At 29.1% G+C, this 20,752-nt stretch carries 19 protein-coding genes and 1 other annotated feature; all 19 genes read right to left on the bottom strand.

Annotation, left to right across the window (positions count from 1 at the left end; translation table 11 throughout):
• Positions 1 to 124: 124 nt before the first annotated feature.
• The 19 genes from J2Z25_RS01480 to J2Z25_RS01390 all read right to left on the bottom strand — a co-directional run bounded on the left by J2Z25_RS01480 (position 125) and on the right by J2Z25_RS01390 (position 20,570).
• Positions 125 to 1,792: a ribonuclease J gene (locus J2Z25_RS01480; protein ID WP_008678274.1), complete on the bottom strand. Its 1,668-nt coding sequence runs from the start codon at positions 1,790 to 1,792 to the stop codon at positions 125 to 127.
• Positions 1,793 to 1,876: 84 nt separating this feature from the next.
• Positions 1,877 to 2,344: a Fur family transcriptional regulator gene (locus J2Z25_RS01475; RefSeq protein ID WP_035285135.1), complete on the bottom strand. Its 468-nt coding sequence runs from the start codon at positions 2,342 to 2,344 to the stop codon at positions 1,877 to 1,879.
• A gap of 51 nt (positions 2,345 to 2,395) precedes the next feature.
• A complete protein-coding gene (locus J2Z25_RS01470) occupies positions 2,396 to 2,671 on the bottom strand; it encodes a DUF1292 domain-containing protein (RefSeq protein ID WP_008678272.1) in 276 nt (91 codons plus the stop codon).
• Between the two features lie 79 nt (positions 2,672 to 2,750).
• On the bottom strand, positions 2,751 to 3,167 hold the full coding sequence (gene ruvX / locus J2Z25_RS01465; protein WP_008678271.1) for a Holliday junction resolvase RuvX: 417 nt from the start codon (positions 3,165 to 3,167) through the stop codon (positions 2,751 to 2,753).
• Positions 3,168 to 3,214: 47 nt separating this feature from the next.
• The gene (locus tag J2Z25_RS01460; RefSeq protein ID WP_008678270.1) at positions 3,215 to 3,472 is read right to left on the bottom strand and encodes an IreB family regulatory phosphoprotein; all 258 of its coding nucleotides are present in this window, start codon (positions 3,470 to 3,472) and stop codon (positions 3,215 to 3,217) included.
• 159 nt (positions 3,473 to 3,631) lie between these two features.
• Entirely contained in the window at positions 3,632 to 6,271 is a 2,640-nt protein-coding gene (alaS, locus tag J2Z25_RS01455; protein WP_209737804.1) for an alanine--tRNA ligase, read from the bottom strand.
• 64 nt (positions 6,272 to 6,335) lie between these two features.
• Positions 6,336 to 6,508 (bottom strand) — a binding site (T-box leader).
• 63 nt (positions 6,509 to 6,571) lie between these two features.
• The gene (locus tag J2Z25_RS01450) at positions 6,572 to 7,603 is read right to left on the bottom strand and encodes an AI-2E family transporter (RefSeq protein ID WP_209737802.1); all 1,032 of its coding nucleotides are present in this window, start codon (positions 7,601 to 7,603) and stop codon (positions 6,572 to 6,574) included.
• Entirely contained in the window at positions 7,597 to 8,079 is a 483-nt protein-coding gene (locus tag J2Z25_RS01445; RefSeq protein WP_209737800.1) for a PRC-barrel domain-containing protein, read from the bottom strand. The genes J2Z25_RS01450 and J2Z25_RS01445 overlap by 7 nt, the downstream gene beginning before the upstream one ends.
• An 86-nt stretch (positions 8,080 to 8,165) precedes the next feature.
• Positions 8,166 to 9,248, bottom strand: coding sequence for a tRNA 2-thiouridine(34) synthase MnmA (gene mnmA / locus J2Z25_RS01440; RefSeq protein WP_245173026.1), 1,083 nt, complete (start codon positions 9,246 to 9,248; stop codon positions 8,166 to 8,168).
• Between the two features lie 8 nt (positions 9,249 to 9,256).
• A complete protein-coding gene (nifU, locus tag J2Z25_RS01435) occupies positions 9,257 to 9,688 on the bottom strand; it encodes a Fe-S cluster assembly scaffold protein NifU (protein WP_008678265.1) in 432 nt (143 codons plus the stop codon).
• Complete coding sequence (nifS, locus tag J2Z25_RS01430) at positions 9,672 to 10,871, bottom strand: cysteine desulfurase NifS (protein WP_209737798.1); 1,200 nt, start codon at positions 10,869 to 10,871, stop codon at positions 9,672 to 9,674. Before nifS ends, nifU begins: the two co-directional genes overlap by 17 nt.
• A 2-nt stretch (positions 10,872 to 10,873) precedes the next feature.
• Entirely contained in the window at positions 10,874 to 11,326 is a 453-nt protein-coding gene (locus J2Z25_RS01425; protein ID WP_008678262.1) for an RrF2 family transcriptional regulator, read from the bottom strand.
• A gap of 102 nt (positions 11,327 to 11,428) precedes the next feature.
• Entirely contained in the window at positions 11,429 to 12,670 is a 1,242-nt protein-coding gene (locus J2Z25_RS01420) for a replication-associated recombination protein A (protein ID WP_008678260.1), read from the bottom strand.
• 27 nt (positions 12,671 to 12,697) lie between these two features.
• On the bottom strand, positions 12,698 to 13,180 hold the full coding sequence (locus J2Z25_RS01415) for a hypothetical protein (protein ID WP_209737789.1): 483 nt from the start codon (positions 13,178 to 13,180) through the stop codon (positions 12,698 to 12,700).
• Between the two features lie 146 nt (positions 13,181 to 13,326).
• Complete coding sequence (gene adhE, locus J2Z25_RS01410; RefSeq protein WP_209737787.1) at positions 13,327 to 15,951, bottom strand: bifunctional acetaldehyde-CoA/alcohol dehydrogenase; 2,625 nt, start codon at positions 15,949 to 15,951, stop codon at positions 13,327 to 13,329.
• A 654-nt stretch (positions 15,952 to 16,605) separates the two neighbouring features.
• Positions 16,606 to 17,019 carry a HutP family protein gene (locus J2Z25_RS01405; protein WP_209737785.1) on the bottom strand — a complete coding sequence of 138 codons (414 nt, stop codon included), beginning with the start codon at positions 17,017 to 17,019 and terminating at the stop codon, positions 16,606 to 16,608.
• Positions 17,020 to 17,120: 101 nt separating this feature from the next.
• Positions 17,121 to 17,573 (bottom strand): MarR family winged helix-turn-helix transcriptional regulator, encoded by a 453-nt coding sequence (locus J2Z25_RS01400; protein ID WP_035285721.1) that lies wholly within the window; start codon positions 17,571 to 17,573, stop codon positions 17,121 to 17,123.
• A gap of 123 nt (positions 17,574 to 17,696) precedes the next feature.
• On the bottom strand, positions 17,697 to 18,413 hold the full coding sequence (locus J2Z25_RS01395; protein WP_209737784.1) for an MgtC/SapB family protein: 717 nt from the start codon (positions 18,411 to 18,413) through the stop codon (positions 17,697 to 17,699).
• 159 nt (positions 18,414 to 18,572) lie between these two features.
• Positions 18,573 to 20,570 carry a methyl-accepting chemotaxis protein gene (locus J2Z25_RS01390; protein ID WP_209737776.1) on the bottom strand — a complete coding sequence of 666 codons (1,998 nt, stop codon included), beginning with the start codon at positions 20,568 to 20,570 and terminating at the stop codon, positions 18,573 to 18,575.
• Between the last annotated feature and the right edge of the window lie 182 nt (positions 20,571 to 20,752).

The raw sequence follows: 20,752 nt of genomic DNA, 5'->3' as shown, positions 1-20,752 counted from the left end.
GTAAACCTATAACTTATTTTTCCCAAAATAAAATTGGATACACCTGTATCCAATTTTTTTAAAATTTATATCTTAGACTATATTCCATTCTAAGATTATTATTGCAAAATGTCAACCTTACAGATTATATTTCCATTATTATTGGTAATATCATAGGTTTTCTTTTTGTTTTTTCATATAGATAGCCTCTTAGTTCATCTCTTACTTTAGACTTTAAGCTTGCCCAATCAGTTATATTATTTTCTTCACACTGTCTTAGAGCATCTTTAACTATTTCCTTAGCCTCGTCCATTAATCCTTCTGACTCTCTTACATAAACAAATCCTCTAGATATTATATCTGGCCCTGCAATAACTGAGTTGTTTTCTTTTGATAAAGTTACTACAACAGTTAGAATACCATCTTGAGATAAATGCTTTCTATCTCTTAAAACAATATTTCCAACGTCTCCAACTCCTAATCCATCAACAAACACTTGACCTGAATTTACAGAACCATTTCTTTTAATAGTACTTCTATTAACTTCTATGACACCGCCATTTTCAGGAATTATAACATTTTCTTCTGGCATACCTAAAGATATTGCTAGCTCTCCATGTTGCTTTAAATGTCTATATTCACCATGAACTGGTATAAAGAACTTAGGTTTCACTAAACATTGCATTAACTTCAATTCTTCTTGACATGCATGCCCAGATACATGAATTTCAGCTAATGATTTATATATTACCTCAGCTCCCTTTTGGAATAATTGATTTATAACCTTAGAAACCAATTTTTCATTTCCAGGGATTGGTGTTGCAGAAATTATTACAGTATCGCCTTCTACAATGTTAACTTTTCTATGCTCTGAACTTGCCATTCTTGCAAGTGCTGACATAGGTTCACCTTGACTACCTGTAGTTATAATTACTACCTTGTCATTTGTATATTTATTGATTTGATCTATGCTTACTAAAATATCTTTTTCAAATTCTAAATATCCAAGTTCTGCAGCAACAGCTACTATATTTTCCATACTTCTTCCTGATACTGCAACTTTTCTTCCATGCATACTTGCTGCATCAATTATTTGTTGTATCCTGTGTACATTTGATGCAAATGTCGCAACAATTATTCTTCCCTTTGCTTTTGAGAATAACCTTGCAAAACTTTCACCTACTACTTTTTCAGACATAGTGTATCCCGGCTTTTCAACATTTGTTGAATCAGCCATCATTGCCAATACACCTCTTTTACCAATTTCAGCAAATCTTGCAAAGTCCATTGGTTCTCCATCTATAGGAGTGTAGTCGATTTTAAAATCTCCTGTGTGTAAAACTACTCCTAGTGGAGTGTGTATTGCTATTGCAACTGAATCTGCAATAGAATGGTTTGTTTTTATAAACTCTACTGAAACTGAGTTTAATTTAATTACATCTCTTGGCTTAACTCTTATTAATTCTGTTGAACTTAACAATCCGTGCTCCTTAAGCTTAGTTTCAACAATTCCAAGAGTTAACTTTGTTCCATATACAGGTACATCTAATTGTCTTAAAACATAAGGTAATGCACCTATATGATCCTCATGCCCATGAGTTAAAAATATTCCTCTTATCTTATCTTTATTTTTTAATAAATAACTAATATCTGGTATTACTAAATCAATACCGAACATATCTTCATCTGGAAATTTTAAGCCGCAATCTATAACCACTATATCATTTTTATATTCTATTGCAGTTATATTTTTACCTATTTCATTTATCCCACCTAAAGGAATAATCTTAACTTTTGCCTTCTCGTTTTTCAATATGTCCCCTCCTTCTTCCTAAAATATGTATTACAAAGGTTGTCGTCTCAATAGAGAGGAGTTCCCTTATTTATCTTATTTATCTTATTTATTGTTATCCATCTTACTTTGGCATTTTCTACAAAGCCCAAAGAATTTAACACTATGGTCTAAAATTTTAAATCCATATGATCTTTCAACTTCTTCTTCAAGTTCGTCTAATAAATCATCTTGAACTTCAATAACACTTTTACATTCGTTACAAACTAAGTGATGGTGTCTATGCCCCTCATCTTTACGAACTAATTCATATCTGCTACAACCATCATTTAAATCTAGCTTACATATTACACCTAATTCTTCTAATAAAATTATAGTTCTATATACTGTAGCTAAACCAATTTCAGGACAACTTTTTTTAACTTCATCATAAATTTCTTCTGCAGTTAAATGTTCTCCTTCTTTATCTATAATAGTGTCAACTATAGCTCTTCTTTGAGGCGTCAATTTATACCCTTTTTGTTTTAAATCTTCTTTTAAAACATTAAAATCTATACTATTTGATTGTTCCACAAACAACACCCCTTTCCTTTATTCTTAGTTAGATTTTATTCTTAGTTAATCTTATTCTTCATCAGCGAAAATAGTGTCATAAGCTTCTTGAACCGCTGCTAATTCTACTTCATCATCTATAGGTATTAATAGATCATCTCCGTCTTCATCTATCCCTACCTTTAAAGCAAATATATCATCTTCAGTATAATCATCATCGTAAACTATAACATATTCACTTTTTTCTTCTGTATCTGGGTTTACCATATCAAAAAATGCAACAACATTTAACTTTACTAATTTTCCATCTTCATCATATAATTCTAATTGTTTTAAATCCTTATCCATAATTTTTTCTCCTTTTTTTATAATTGTAATTTTTACCTTAACGGTTGTCAATAATAATTTTCAATTGGAAATGAATTAATTATTTCATACTAAGCCTATCTAAATATCCTTGCAGTATATATGTAGCGGCTATTTTATCAACTATTTTCTTTCTTTTTCCCCTTGATAGATCTGCTTCAAGCATAGCTTTATGAGCTGCTACCGTAGTAAGTCTCTCATCCCACATCTCAACTTTTATACCTGTAGCTTCTTTTATAATTTCCGAAAGTTCTAGTACTCTTTCTCCTGATTCACCTATAGTTCCATTCATATTTTTAGGTAATCCTATAACTATAGTTTCAACAGAATATTCTTTACATAACTTCTTTATTTCTTCTATATCTTGCTCTTTTTTGCTTCTTCTTATCGTAGTAATTCCCTGCGCAGTCCATCCTAATGGATCACTTATGGCAACACCTATAGTTTTAGATCCTACATCTAAACCTAGAATTCTCATATTTATCTCCTTAAACATTAAAGAGTGCCCGATTAAACGGGCACTCTTTATTTTATTTCTAAATAAGATTTTATAACTTCCTCAAGAATTTCATCTCTTTCAAGTTTTCTTAGTAAAGCTCTTGCTCCGTTGTAGCTTGTGATGTAAGAAGGGTCCCCTGAAATAAGATATCCAACTAATTGGTTGATCGGATTATAACCTTTCTCCTGTAACGCATTGTAAACATCTGTTAATATTGACTTTGTCAAATCCTCTTTGTTGATGTTTAAATTAAATTGCATTGTTTGATCTAAGTTATTATTCATACAACTGCTGCTATTCGCAGCTCACCCCCTTACTTATATTTAGTTTAACAGTATCCCTAATAATATTATCTCATATATTTAAAATTCTATACATGGGTTTACTTAATTTAATTATATTATAAACCATATAATTATAAAAGTACACTATTTTGCTAAAGATTATTTTATTAAAGATTCTACTACTAAGTACGTTTTTTCTATTGCAGACTTTATATTTTCTGGATTCTTACCACCAGCTTGAGCCATGTCCGGTCTTCCACCGCCACCTCCGCCAACTACTGCTGCAACTTCTTTAATTATCTTTCCACAATGGATACCTTTTTCTAAAACATCCTTAGTAGCCATAGAAACCACATTAACTTTTCCACCTACATTACTTAATAAGACAACAACTCCGCTTGAAAGTTTACTTCTCATTTTATCACCTAAGTCTCTTAATGCATTTCCATCTATTCCTTCTAAACCATAAGCTACTACTTTTATGCCATTTACTTCTTTAGCAGAAGATAGAATATCATCTTCAACACCGCATGTTAATTTACTCTTAAGCTCTGAAATTTCCTTTTCTTTTTCTTTAATTTCAACACCTTGTGAAGCTATCTTCTTTAATACATCTTTTTCACTACATTTTAAAGCACTACATGCTTCTTTTAAAAGTCTTTGTTTTTCTTCCATATATTTTATTGCATTTAGTCCTGATACAGCCTCTATTCTTCTTATACCTGCAGCAACACCTGCTTCATTTATTATTTTAAACAATCCAATTTCTCCTGAGTTATTAACGTGAGTACCTCCACAAAGTTCCTTTGAGAATTCTCCAACACTTACAACCCTAACCTTATCGCCGTATTTATCATCAAATAAAGCCATTGCACCTGATTCTTTTGCTTCATCTAAAGTCATAAGATTTGTATCAACATTAAATACTTCCATTATCTTTTTGTTAACTAACTCTTCTATCTTTTCTATTTCTTCTTCTGTTAACCCTTTGAAGTGAGCAAAGTCAAATCTTAATCTTTCATCATCAACATATGAACCTGCTTGATTTACATGCTTACCTACAACTTGTTTTAACGCTTCATGTAACATGTGTGTTGCAGTATGATTCTTCGCTATATTATTTCTTCTTAAAACATCTATTTTTAGATTTGCCTCTTCATTTATTTTTATTGTACCTTCTACAACTTTAACATAGTGAATAGTTTTTCCACCAACATTTTTCTTTGTATCATAAACATATGCTTCTCCAGAAGCTGTTTTTATAATTCCTCTATCTCCTACTTGGCCACCCATTTCAGCATAAAATGGTGTTTTGTCAGTTACTATATAACCTTTTTCATCTTTTGATAATTCATCTACAAAATTATTATCATTAGCTAAAACTAATATTTTTGAATTTACTTCAATATTATCATATCCAATAAATTCAGTATTTATTGATGCATCTATCTTATTAATTGGATTTTCATCACTTCCCATATATGATGATTCTCCTCTTGCACTTCTAGCTCTTTGTCTTTGCTCATCCATTTCTTTTCTAAATGCTTCATGGTCAACATTCATACCTTTTTCTTCTAAAATTTCTTCTGTTAACTCAATTGGGAATCCATAAGTATCATACAGCTTAAATGCTTTTTCACCTTTTAACGTTTTTTCATTAGAAGCTTCCATTTCTTCAATATAATCATTTAAGATATTCATTCCTGAATCTATTGTTTCATTAAATCTTTCTTCTTCTAATGAAACAATTCTTTCAATATATTCTTTACTTTCTATAAGCATTGGATAAGCCCCGCTATAGTTTTCAACTACTGATTCAACTATATCAGTTAAGAATAATCCTTTAATTCCAAGTAATCTTCCATGTCTTGCAGCTCTTCTTAAAAGTCTTCTTAATACATATCCCCTACCTTCATTACTTGGCTGAACTCCATCCGAAATAAGCATAGTAACTGATTTAACGTGATCTGTAATTATTCTTAAAGAAATATCCTTAAGCTTATCTTCTCCATATTTTACACCTGAAAGTTCTGATGCTTTTTGTAGTATATTTTTAACTGTATCTATTTCAAATATATTATCTACACCTTGCATTATAGTAGCAATTCTTTCAAGCCCCATACCTGTATCTATATTAGGGTTTGCTAATCTATTGTAATTTCCTTCTTCATCCTTATCAAATTGTGTAAATACAAGATTCCAAAATTCAACTACTCTATCTTCATCACTTGCTTTTACGAAATCCTCTACATTTGTGATTACTCCTTCGCCTCTATCATAATGAATTTCTGTACATGGTCCACATGGTCCAACACCTATTTCCCAGAAGTTATCATCTTTTCCAAGTCTAAATATTCTCTTTGGATCTACATCTGTCTTTTTACACCAAATATCATAAGCTTCATCATCTTCTAAATATATTGTTACATACAATTTATCTTTTGGAATTTGAAGAGTTTTAGTTATGAATTCCCAAGCCCAAGGAATAATTTCTTCTTTAAAATAATCTCCAAACGAGAAATTCCCAAGCATTTCAAAGAAGGTACCATGTCTTGATGTTTTACCTACGTTTTCTATATCCCCTGTTCTTATACACTTTTGGCAAGTAGTTATTCTTTTTCTTGGCGGCTCCTGTAATCCAGTAAAATATGGTTTAAGAGGTGCCATACCTGCATTTATTAATAATAATGATTTATCATTTTTAGGGACTAGAGGAAAACTCTCTAATCTTAAGTGATCTTTTGATTCAAAAAACTTCAAATAAGCTTCTCTAAGCTCGTTTGTTCCCATGAACTTCATATCTATTACCTCCATTTGTTTACTGTATAGTTTTTTATAATAAAAAAAGTTTCCATCCCTATAAAAAAGGGACGAAAACATAAATTCCGCGGTACCACCCTAATTATGTATTAAAAATACATCACTTAGATAATATAGCTCCAAGATAGCTTCAATATATAATGTAAGAAGTTTTCACCATCCACTTCCTCTCTGAATACATACTCTATATTTACTCATTCTTATCAACGCTAAATATTAAATTTTCTTATATTTCAATGAAATTATAGTTTATTTATTAAAATATGTCAATTATTTTATTTAAAACAAATAATCATTGATATCATCATATATTACTTTAACTATAACTCCTATAGGAACTGCAACTATCATTCCTATAAGTCCACCTAACTTTTCTCCTACTAATAATAAAATTATAATTATAATCGGGTGCATATTAGTGCTATCCCCTGTTATTTTAGGTGACAATATATTTCCCTCTATTTGTTGTATTAAAAATATTGCTATAAGCGTCCATAATGCTTTATTAGGTGATTCCATAAAAGCTACAAATATAGCTGGTACTCCACCTATTATAGGACCAAAATAAGGTACTATATTTAATACGCCATTAAATATGCCAAGTATTAAAGCAAATTTTACATCTATTATTACAAGAACTATAAAAGTTAATGCTCCTATAATTAATGATAATAACAATTGACTTATTATGTATCTTGATAAAACTTTATCTATATGGCTAATAACCCTTTTAGCAATTATTCTTTTTTCTGTCGGTAATATTAATAAAAGCTTATTATAAATTAAATCTCCATCAACCAAGAAATAATATGTTACTATCGGTACAATAGCAAGAGACACTAAACTTTCAAAACAAACCATCAAGTTTTCTAATAAATTATCAGTAACTTTACTAAAAAATATATTTACTTCTTCACTTATTTGATTATATATAGCTTCAAAAAAAGATATATCATTCAAATTCAATTTATATACGATACTCTTAACATACTCATCTATATTATCTAATATATATCCAATACTATAGCTTTCCCTTATTATAGACGGAATAACTATATAGGAAAGTAATATCAAACCTAAAAAGATAGTTAATATTATTGAAATTGATGATATTTTTTTACTTAGTTTAAACTTCTCGCTTATAGTATCCCTAAGAGGCTTTAATGCATAAGCAAGTATAAATCCTATAAAAACAATGTTTACTATGCTACTTATCGTCTTGATTTTTATATACAAAATTAGAATTAATAAAATTGATAGGATTACTAAGATTGAATTTATAATCTTTTTATACTTTTTATATATCAACATGTTTTCCTCTTACGAGGTAAACTTTGAAGTCTAACCTCATCACTTCCATAATATAAAATAAAATCTTCCCCTAATAAACAGTCCTTTAATAATAGTATTTCTTTTCCTTTTATCATCCTATCAAATATCCCTGAACTCATAACTAACCCTTTTATTGATAAATCTTTTTTTTCAATTATCACATCTTCTAATACACCTCTCATTATGTTATTTTTATCTTTTATATCCATGTCTTTTATGCTTTTAAAAGATAATCCCTCTTTTTCGTTTAATACTTTTACAATCATTACCTCTTCTAAAGAAATAATATCACTGCTTCTAACAAAATTTTTCTTACTAAATAGAAGATAATTAGAAACAAAAAAGCCTACTACTTTACCTTTATGAAAATCAATATATATATCATCTACAACACCTAGGTACTTCCCCCTTACGTCATAAACTTTTAGTAGATAGAAATCCTTACTCTTTAACATAAGTTTCTCCCTTCTATATAGAATAACTATATTATCTCCTAAAGACAAAAAAAAATTCTCATATCTACATATGAGAATTTTTTTATTTATATAATTTCTTCTATTATTCCGCCACCAACAACGACGTTTCCATCATAAAATACAACTGATTGACCTTTAGTTATAGCTCTTTGCTTTTCCTTAAAAGAAACTTTAACTCTTCCATCTGCAAGTGGTGATATTATTGCTTCAGAAGGTTTTGCTTGATATCTAACTTTAGCAAATACAGTTATTTCTTCACTAAGAGAATTAAAAGGAATAAAGTTAACATCCTTTGCAACTAAATCAGTTTTAAAGACATCTTCTTCTGGTCCTATAACAACTTCATTAGTTCTTGGATTTATATCAGTAACAAAAATAGGAGTACCTAGTGCTAAGCCTAAGCCTTTTCTTTGACCTATTGTATAATAAACTATACCTTTATGTTTACCTAATATATTACCATTCTTATCAACAAAGTTTCCTTCTCTCACTTGATTTGGTCTAGCATTTAAAATGTATTTACCATGATTATTATCAGGTATAAAGCATATTTCTTCACTGTCTTTTTTATTGTGAACTGCAAGACCAATTTCTTTAGCTATTTCTCTTATTTTATCCTTAGTATAATCCCCACAAGGCATTAATGTTTGACTCAATTGTTCTTGCGTAAAATTATATAAAGCATATGTTTGATCTTTCTTATCATCATCTGCTTTTATTAAAAAATATCTACCATCTTCATTTTTTTCTATTTTAGCATAATGTCCTGTAGCTACATAATCAGCTCCAATTCCTTTTGCTCTTCTTAGAAATTCATCAAACTTTATATGTTTATTGCACGCAATACATGGATTAGGTGTTTTTCCTTCCATATACTCTTGTACAAAATAATCTATTACCTTTTCTTTAAAGGAATCCTTAAAATTAAGAACATAAAAAGGTATTCCTAGTTTATCGGCAACTCTTCTTGCATCTTCTACTGATGAAAGAGAACAACATCCACCTTCTCTTTCAATATAGTCTTCATCTTCATCATCAAAATGTTTCATTGTTACGCCTATTACTTCGTAACCTTGTTCTTTTAAAAGGTATGCAGCAACAGAGCTGTCAACTCCACCACTCATACCTACTACTACTTTTTTCTTCATATTAATTCCTATTCATGACCATGAACATGATCGTGTATATCATCATGCTCTTCAAAATCCCAAAGCTCTAAACCTGTATTTTTTCTATAGTCATTAATTGCTTTATGTATAGCTTCTTCTGCTAAAACAGAACAGTGCATTTTTACAGGTGGAAGTCCATCTAAAGCTTCTGCAACTGCTTTATTGGATAACTCCCAAGCTTCTTCTACAGTCTTTCCTTTGATTAATTCTGTTGCCATTGATGATGAAGCAATAGCAGATCCACATCCAAATGTCTTAAATTTAACATCCTTGACAATATTATCTTCAATTTTTAAATAAACCTTCATTATATCTCCGCATTTAGCGTTTCCTACTTCACCTACGCCATTTGCATCTTCAATTTCCCCTACATTTCTTGGATTTCTAAAATGATCCATAACCTTATCGCTGTACATCATAATATTTTTCTCCCTTCTTTAAAAAGTCTTCCCATAATGGAGACATATTTCTTAGTCTTTCTATAATAGGTGGAACAACCTCTAAAACATAATCTACATCTTCATCTGTTGATCCATCACCTAATGTCAATCTTAAAGATCCATGAGCTAACTCATGAGGTAATCCTATTGCTAACAATACGTGAGATGGGTCAAGTGATCCTGAGGTACATGCACTACCACTTGATGCGCATACACCTTCAAAATCTAAAGATAGAAGTATTGATTCACCCTCTATAAATTCAAAAGTAATATTAGCATTACCTGGTAATCTTTTTTCCCCTCTTGGTCCATTTAATCTTGTATGTGGTACCTTTAGTAAGCCATCTATTAATCTATCTCTAAGCTTAGTGATTTTTTTATTATGCTCTTCTAAACTTTCAGTAGCTAGTTCAATTGCTTTTCCAAGACCCACTATAGATGCTGTATTTTCAGTACCTGCTCTTCTAGCCCTTTCTTGGCCACCACCATGAATTAAGTTATCAATTCTAACACCTTTTCTTATATAAAGTGCTCCTATTCCCTTAGGTCCATATACTTTATGTCCAGCTAAAGATAATAAATCAATATTCATTTCTTTAACATCTACTGGAATATTTCCTATTGCTTGAACCGCGTCAGTATGGAATAAAACTTTTCTTTCTCTACAAATTTCACCTATTTCTTTAACAGGTTGAATAGTTCCTATTTCATTATTAGCAAACATAATTGAAACTAATATAGTTTTATCTGTTATAGCATTTTTAAGTTCTTCTAAGTTGATAAAACCTTCTTTATCAACATTTAAATACGTTACTTCAAATCCATTTTTTTCTAAGTATTCGCAAGTGTGAAGTACTGCATGGTGCTCAATCTTTGTTGTTATAATATGATTTCCTTTTTTTCTATGAGCTGATGCTATTCCTTTAATAGCCCAGTTGTCTGCTTCTGATCCACCGCCAGTAAAATAAATCTCATTTGGATCACAATTTAATGCTTTTGAAACCCTACTTCTAGCCTTATCAATAGCCATTTTAGTTTCCCTAGAAATTCCATAAAAAGATGATGGATTTCCATACTTTTCAGTAAAAAATGGCATCATTTCTTCTAAAACTTCCGGTTTAACATATGTAGTTGCTGCATAATCCATATATACATTTCTCATGTCTATTCGCTCCTTTTAACAATCTTAACGGATTGATTTTCATCCTTCATTCTTACATAATCATCTACTATATCTTGAAGCGTAATGTTCTTCATTACTTCATCAATACTATTTTTTATTTTTTCCCATAACAATCTAGTAGCACAAAAATCTATGTTATCACACTCAGTTCCTTCAATGCATTCAGCAATTTCAACAGGACCTTCAAGCACATTCATAACATCTGCTACTGTAATATCCTTTGGAGCATAATTTAACACATATCCACCTTGAGCACCTCTTATACTTTTAATAAGTTTTGCTTTTCTAAGTGGTGAAAACAACTGCTCTAAATAATATTCTGATATATTTTGTCTTTGGGAGATTGTTTTTATTGAAACGGGGGCATCTCCATAGTGCATTGCAAGGTCTACCATAGCCTTAACCCCGTATCTACCTTTAGTAGAAAGCTTCATTATACTTCCCCCTTTTAATGTTGACTATTTTACTAGTATTTACTTTTATATCTTATCAAAACACTCTGCTATTGTCAATAATCATAATACTATCCCAACGCCTTATTTTATCTTGCTCCAGTACATGTTTATACTTTCTTCATATTTATTTTTTTGAGGAAAATAATATTTAGAATTTTTTATTTTTTCAGGCATATATGATTGCCTTACATAATTATTTTCATAATCATGAGGATATTTATATCCCGAAACGCCTAAATTTTCTGCTCCCGCATAGTGTGCATCCTTTAAGTGATTAGGAACATCTCCTATATTCTTGTTTTCTAAATCCTTCATAGCATTAGCTATAGCTAAATATGCGCTATTAGATTTAGGTAATGTTGCTAAATATATAACAAGTTCTGCTAGTATTATCTGTGCTTCTGGAAATCCTACCTTTAAAGCTAATTCTATACCTGAATTTACTACACTTAGTGCATTAGGATGTGAAAGCCCTATATCTTCTGCAACTATTACAGATATTCTTCTTATTATTGCTGTTAAATTTCCTGATTTAATAAGTCTTGCTAAATAATGTATAGCTGCATCAGGATCACTACCTCTTATGCTCTTTTGTAATGCACTTAATAAATTATAATACTCATCACCGCTTGCATCCGCTCTCATATGTGATTGATTTAAGCTTTCTATATATTCTACAGATACTTCTTTTATATGTTTAAGTTGCGAATTTATAGTTAGTTCTAATATATTATAAGCTTTTCTATAATCCCCTTGAGAAATTTCACCAATATATTTCAAAGCTTCTAAAGAATACTCTACATGAATACCTTCATTTATTAACTTTTTTATTGCTTTCTCCAATCCTATAGTTATATCATTTATATTTAATGCTTCAAACTTAAATATATTACATCTACTTAATATTGCCTTATGAATTGCAAAATAAGGATTTTCTGTGGTACTAGCTATTAATGTAACTCTTCCATTTTCAATAAACTCTAAAAGTGCCTGCTGTTGCTTTTTACTAAAATGCTGTAATTCATCAATATATATAACTACTCCATTATAGTTAAGTAAACTATCTAAACTCTCAGTAATTTCTTGTATATCTTTTACAGAAGCTGTAGTAGCATTTAATTTATAAAATTTTCTATCAACATAGTTTGCCATTATATTTGCTAAAGTTGTTTTTCCTGTTCCTGGTGGCCCATATAATATGCAATTAGGAATCATCTTATTTGTAATTAAGTTATATAACGGCTTTCCTTTAGCTAATATATCCTTTTGACCAACAAAATCTTCTAGTGTTTTTGGTCTCATTATTTCTGCTAATGGTTTCATTATTTTCACTCTTTCCTTTTGTTATTTTTACTTAAATCCATCATTTAATTCTTTAGCCTTTTCAAGATCTTCATATTCAGTAAATCCTTCTATATAAAATTCTCCATCCTTTTCTTTTACAACTACTTCAACTGGAACATCTTCACCTACCGCTTCATCACTTGCCTTTTCATCTCCATGCTTTTCTAATGCTTTTGCTACCATATCAAGAGTCATATAAACTTTATACTTTCCATTTTCCTCTTTAATACTTACTATATTACTTTCATATTTTTCAATATTTAATTCACCTATATATAATGAATAAAACTCTACATAATTACAAATATAAAAATTCTCCTCACTTATATGTTTCTTCATAGTATCATCATATCCATCTTTATATGATAAAACTAAATCAATTGTTTCTTTTATCTTTTTTTCATCTTGTCTACTTACATCCTTTGAACATCCAAACATAAGTATTTGTGCAAATAATAATAAAGTTATTATTAATATTTTCTTTTTCATATATTTCCTCCATGCTATAATATAATCTTTGTAACATCTTAACAAATTCTCTCTATAAATAATATCACAATTTCTTCTCATATATGAGTAATATGTAAATAAAAATAGAGGTTACATAAAGTAACCTCTATTTTTATTCTAAAACACTATTTTTTCTTTGTTTCCTTTTTAACTTCTTTAGTCTTTGGACCTTCGTAAGCTGTAATGTACATTTCTTTTAATTCACTCATTAGTGGGTATCTTGGGTTAGCACCTGTACATTGATCATCAAATGCTTGCTCAACCATTTCATCTAAAGTTTCATAGAACTTAGTTTCAGATACTCCTGCTTCCTTTATAGTTTTTGGCATATTAACTTTAGCTTGTAATTTTTCTATAGCATTTATTAATAATTCAACTTTTTCTGCTTCGCTATTTCCACCTAATCCAAGATGATCTGCTATTCTAGCATATCTCCATGCTGCATTTGGATACTTATATTGAGCAAAAGCTGCTTGTTTAGTCGGAGCATCAGTAGCATTGAATCTTATAACTTCATTCATTAATAATGAGTTAGCCATACCATGTGGTAAGTGATGGAATGCACCTAATTTATGAGCCATTGAGTGTGTAATTCCTAGGAATGCATTTGAAAATGCCATTCCAGCCATACATGAAGCATGTGCCATTTTTTCTCTTGCTTTAACGTTAGTTGTTCCTTCATTATAAGCATCTGGTAAATATTTAAATACTAATCTTATTGCTTCTAAAGCTAGACCATTAGTATATTCTGAAGCCATTATTGATACATATGCTTCTATTGAATGAACTAATACGTCTATACCAGCACAAGCTGTTAATCCTTTAGGTGAAGTCATCATAAGTTCAGCATCAACTATTGCCATATCTGGAGTTAGTTCATAATCTGCAAGTGGATATTTAACTCCTGTATTTTCATCAGTAATAACAGCAAATGGCGTAACTTCTGAACCTGTTCCTGCTGAAGTAGCTATTGATACCATCATAGCCTTTTCACCCATAGTTGGGAATTTATAAACTCTCTTTCTTATATCCATAAATCTCATTGCTAAGTCTTCAAATCTAACTTCTGGATGTTCATACATTACCCACATAATCTTAGCGGCATCCATTGCTGATCCACCACCAAGTGCAATTATAACGTCTGGATTAAAATCTAGCATTTCTTTAGCACCAGCTTTTGCACATCTAAGCGTTGGATCTGGTTCAACATCTGAGAATATTTTAAATTGTATTCCATTTCTTTCTAAAACATCAGTAACTTTATTTGTATATCCCATTTCAAATAATACCTTATCAGTTACTATAAGAGCCTTCTTCTTACCCATGTCTCTTAACTCTTCTAAAGCTACTGGTAAACAACCATATTTGAAGTAAACTTTTTCTGGAACTCTAAACCAAAGCATATTTTCTCTCCTTTCAGCTATGCTCTTAACGTTAATTAAGTGCTTTGGACCAACGTTTTCTGAAACTGAGTTTCCTCCCCATGATCCACATCCAAGAGTTAATGATGGAGCTAGTTTAAAGTTAAATATGTCTCCAATAGCACCTTGAGATGCTGGCATATTTATTAATGTTCTAGCTGTTTTCATCTTTTCTCCAAATTGTAATATTCTGTCTCTTGACTTAAGTTGATCAGTGTAAAGTATTGAAGTATGACCCATACCACCTAATTCTATTAATCTATTAGCTTTTTCTAAAGCTTCTTCGTATGATTTTACTCTATACATTGCTAAAATTGGTGATAATTTTTCATGTGAGAATGGTTCTTCTAATTCTACAGATTCAACTTCTCCAACTAAAACTTTAGCTGTTGTTGGAACATTTACTCCTGCCATTTCAGCAATTTTATATGCAGATTGACCAACTATATTTGCATTTAATCCGCCTTTTTCATTTAATATAATTTTTCTAACTTTATCTACTTCTTCTCCCTTAAGAATATAAGCACCTCTATCGCTTAATTCATTCTTAACTTCATCATAAACTTTATCTAAAACAACTAAAGATTGTTCTGATGCACAAATAACTCCGTTATCAAATGTCTTTGAAAGCAATATTGAGTTTACAGCCATCTTTATATGAGCTGTTTCATCTATTATTGCTGGAGTATTACCTGCTCCAACACCTAAAGCTGGTCTTCCTGATGAATAAGCAGCTTTTACCATTGCTGGTCCACCTGTTGCAAGAATTATATCAGATTCTCTCATAACATTTTGTGATAATTCTACTGATGGCTCATCTATCCATCCTATGATTCCTTCTGGAGCACCAGCTTTAACTGCTGCTTCTAATACTATTCTAGCTGCTTCAATTGTAGCTTTTTTAGCTCTTGGGTGTGGTGATATAATTATTGCATTTCTAGTTTTTAATGCTATTAAAGTTTTAAATATAGCTGTTGAAGTTGGATTTGTTGTTGGAACTATAGCTGATATAACTCCTATAGGTTCTGCAACCTTTGTTATACCAAAAGTTTTATCTTCTTCTAAAACTCCACAAGTTTTCATATCTTTATATTGATTATATATATATTCAGCTGCGAAATGATTCTTAATAACTTTATCTTCTACTATTCCCATTCCAGTTTCAGCAACTGCCATCTTTGCTAATTTAATTCTGTTATCATTTGCTGCCATAGCTGCTTGTCTAAAAATCTCATCTACTTGCTCTTGAGTATAAGTAGCAAATACCCTTTGCGCCTCTCTTAATTCTTTAATTCTTTGAGTTAATTCTTTTGCATTTGTTACAGCCATTTTTTTATTCCTCCTAAATATCTATAAGATAATTTTTACATTTAAAATTATTTTCTTTTTTAGTATTTTGTTTTTTCTTAACTTGATTACAATATTATTCTATTTCATTGTTATATTTTTGTCAATATATTTTGTTAAAAATTTATCATTTTTTTATTCTTTATATTTTTGTATTATTTTAATACAATTTATTTAATTTGTTTTTTCCTTTTTGCTACCTGTTTTGTATTTAATTCTAATATTTTTTCTTTTATTCGACTTACCCTCCTTAATATTATCTGATTATCTATTAAATTCTGAAAATAATATAATTCAAAATGATTTTTTAGAAAAACAACTTAAAATTCATTTTATAACTCTCTGTGTTTAATTGTTATATTTATAACAATTAATGATTAATTATAACAACTTTTAAAACTAGTATTTTTGAAATAAAAAAATATTAGCTTTATTATAAAAACTAAAGCTAATATTAATTTTCCAAAAAAAACTTTAAATATTCATATTCAATAAGCTTTTTTTGTTATATATACTTACTATATTACTATTTTAATAAATAAGCATTATTATTATTTTCTTACTTAAATTTTTATAAATTGTTTTATAAAAATAAAGGTAATATATTTATGAATATATTACCTTTATTTTTAATAATTATTCAGGAATGGCTCTATGACCTATTCCAATCACTACTTCGTCTAAATGTAAAAGTCCAACACTTAGAAAAATACATACCGTTAAGTGCTCTCCACTTCTTGCAATCCCTACTTTTCCACCAACATTTTGCCCACTTGCTCTATTCCAAACCTGCATCAATGCATCTCTAGTTGCTCCTATTACTCCACCTTCATGTAAATGCTCTTCTCTTATTACTCCATTTCTCTTAGAAGCTACTAATGCTCTTTCTAATATTTTAGATGTTGAATCATTTATATTCCCACCTATATTTACAGCAGTTACTAACACACCTTTTTTCTTAAATTCAACCTTGAGTTCTTCCTCTTCCTCTCTAGATGAAATTGCCATCCTAGTTGCATACTTAGCAACTTCCAAACTAGTGTTTCCCATAATATCCTCCCATACTTCTTAATATACTAATAATATCATAAATTTTAAATTCATTATAGTAAATTTAATAAGATTACTTTATTATAGCATATGGGACTTTTTTATTTTATAGAATCATACTTAGCTTTAAAATATTCATTTAATTTATCTAAAGATCCTATTAATATGTCCTTTTCTTCTTCTGAAAGATCATCCATCATACTTCTTACCATTTCATTATGAAATCTTTCATGTAATCTATGTGCAATCTTCCCCTTCTTAGTTAATTCAACTAAAACTACTCTTCTATCTTCTTCTATTCTCTTTCTATCTACATATCCCTTTTTAATTAATCTATTTATTGATGTAGTTAACGTTCCAACAGTTATACCTAAGTCCTGTGCTACTTCACTCATCATTCTTTGTTCTTTTCTTCCTATTTTTTCTATAGTATGCATTTCTCTAACAGATAAGTCTGAAAAATACCCACTTTTCAATGTTTTTTCTTCAATTTGCAATATTTCATTAAATATTTTTACAAGTAATTCATTAACTATACTTTCACTTCTTTGCATAATAACTTTATCCCATCCTTTTTCTATAGTTCCTAATTTAAATAATAATCTAATAATCATCAAATTTCAATTGTATAATTAATATTTTTCCATAAAGTATTTTGATTATCAAAATTATTTTTATTAGCTTAACATTTTTATATAAATTATATTTTCATTTTTTCTTAATCCCTCTATTAATTTATCTAATTTAACATACCCAGGCTTTATAACTGTATATATAGCATGAACTTCTTCTTGCTCATATTGAGTTTTTTCTTTTTCTAAAATGTATTCAATTATTTTCACCTTTAAATTTTCATTTTCAAACCATTTTTGTATTTCTATATTTAAATTTTCTTTTTTACGATATTTAATTTCAACCTTTTTAATTATATTTTTTGATATAAATTTATTTTCTATTCTTTTTAAAAAAACTAATGTTATTACTATTATAATAGCTCCAAATATACTTATATAATATTCTCCCATTCCTATAGATAATCCTAAGCAAGCAACCACCCACAAAGTTGCAGCTGTTGTTAGTCCTTTAATATTTCCTTTAGTGTGAATTATAGCTCCTGCCCCTATAAATCCTACTCCAGTAATTACTTGGGCTCCCAATCTTCCATAATCAATTTTTATAACTTCACTTAACTCTTTATTTACTTCAATCATAGCAATGGCTTTATTTCCAATATCAATTTGTAATAAAGATATTATTGTTGCTCCTAAGCAAACTAATATATGTGTTCTAAAACCTGCTGCCCTATGTTGCCTTTCCCTTTCATATCCAATTATACCTCCAACTATAACAGCAAGAACTAATCTAATTACTATTTCTCGAATGTTTAGTATCATCTTATCCTCCTTTAAAATTACTATATTGAAATAAAGGATTTATTCTTTATATTATGATTAAAAGTAAGATATATTGATTATATTTATAACAAACATATATTATTTTCTATAGTTATAATAAAAAACACTAGCACTTTAATATTATGCTAGCGTTTAGTTCTATATCTTAAACCTATCTATAGATTTTAAAACTTCAATACTTCTATATGCTAAATCCTGAGAATCTTCAGCTACATTTTCACTAAATTTATTTAAATCATTTGATGATGCTGTTATTTCTTCAGATGCACTTGATATGTCTTTTGATGCTTTTGCTACATTTATAATTTTTTCTAATATATTCTTCTTCTTTTCGTCTATTTCAGTAAATGAAGTGTTTATATTACTTATTCTAGGTGTTATGCTCTTCACTTCTTTTGCTATATCATTAAAGGAACTAATTGCATTGTTTATAGTACTTCTTTGTAATTGTAGCTTTTTATTAATTTCTACAGTATCTTCTGCTATTCTCTTTGTATTCTTAAATACATTATTTAATATATTATGAATATTATTTGATGCATTATTTGAATTTTCTGCAAGCTTCCTTATTTCATCAGCTACTACAGCAAACCCTTTTCCAGCTTGTCCAACTCTTGCAGCTTCAATAGCTGCATTTAAAGCTAATAAGTTTGTTTGCTCTGAAATATCATTTATTAAAATTAGTATTTCTTTTACTGTACTTATATCATTAAGCATGTTATCCATATTATCACTAAACTTACTAAATCTATTATCAAAATCTTCAGCTGAAGCTATTAAAGTATTCATCTCGCTACTATTCTTTACTGATTTCATTTCAATATCTTTTGCCATATCATCTATCTTTATAATATTCTTAGAAATTTCATCTACTTCTTCACTAAAGACATTTATTACATCTATTGTATTTTCTAATTCATCTTTTTGATTACCACTAAAGGCTGCAACTTCAAAAATAGAAGTAGATATATCACTTGCTAGTTTATTTAACTCTTTAGAAACAACAGCAAGAGAAGTTGATTTCTCAGTGACATCTTTTGAAGATATTTTTATTTTAGATATAATATCCTTTACTGAAATTCTAGTAGTTTCTATAGACTTACATATATCCCCTATTTCATCTTTCCTATTCAAATGATTTTCCTCAAAACTAACTGTTAAATCTCCATCAGAAATATGTATCATATTAGTTTTTATGTTTTCTAAGACTTTTGTTATTCCCCTAGTAGCAATATATATTAATAAAATACTTAAAATTAATATTGAAGAAACTATTAAAAATGTAGTATTTTTAAATTCCTTTAATGATTTAAGCAAGTCATTGCTATCTACAGTTATTCCTATAGACCACCCAGTACTTGCTATAGGTGAATAAGCAATATAAGATTTATTACCGTTTAGATTATACTCTGAAGAACCACTTTTTCCAGAAATCATGTCTTTTTGTACATTTATAACATCCTTATAGTTCTCATTACTTCCATACTGATTAATTAAATTGCTTTTTTCCATAACAAAATAAAAATCATCATGAGCTATAACTGTTCCTTCAGAATTTAAAATAAAAGCTGATCCAGTATCTAAAAATTCAATCTCATTTGATAACTTACTAAAATCTTCTGCTGATTTTAATCCTATTATAGCTCCAATTATTTTATTATCCATCTTTAGTGGTACAGTATATGCAGTAACCCTACTTTTATCAATGGTTGATATAAATGGATCTGATATAACCTCACTACCCTTTATTGTCTTCTCAAAATAATCCTTATCTTTTATTTGCTCCATTCCATCATTATAATAAACGACTCCATCTACCCCACATATTCCTATATTGTCAAAGTTCCCCTTTTCAAGCTCTTTTTTCAATATATCTCTTTTTTCTTTAATTGATATTTCATCACTTGAAAGTCTTTTATCCATAGCTATTTCTTCTAAGTTTTTAATACTTCCTAAAAACTTATCATTAATTCTCATGGATGCTTGTTTTGATATTTCTTCCATTATAGTCAAACTATTTTTTATTAATGTACTTTTTGCTGTATAATATGATATAGTTGAATTGCTAATAGTTCCTATAGCTATTACTGGTATAAAAAATAGTAGCATCTTTACTAATAGCTTTTTAAAATTCATTATAATCCCACCCTATACTTTTTCATTCGGTAACGTTTCCAAATCTTCTTATTATAAATTTATTTATTTGATATAAGATAAGTAAACATTTACTTTTATATTTCAATTATATATCCTAAATTTATACAGACACAATTGTATACTTGCATAAGCATTTTGTAATATTTTGGTTTTTTATACAA

This window comes from Clostridium tertium (genome assembly GCF_017873245.1).
Lineage (GTDB): Bacteria > Bacillota > Clostridia > Clostridiales > Clostridiaceae > Clostridium > Clostridium tertium.
The sequence above is the reverse complement of the archived record's forward strand: the minus strand, read 5'-3'. Positions and strand labels throughout refer to the sequence as shown.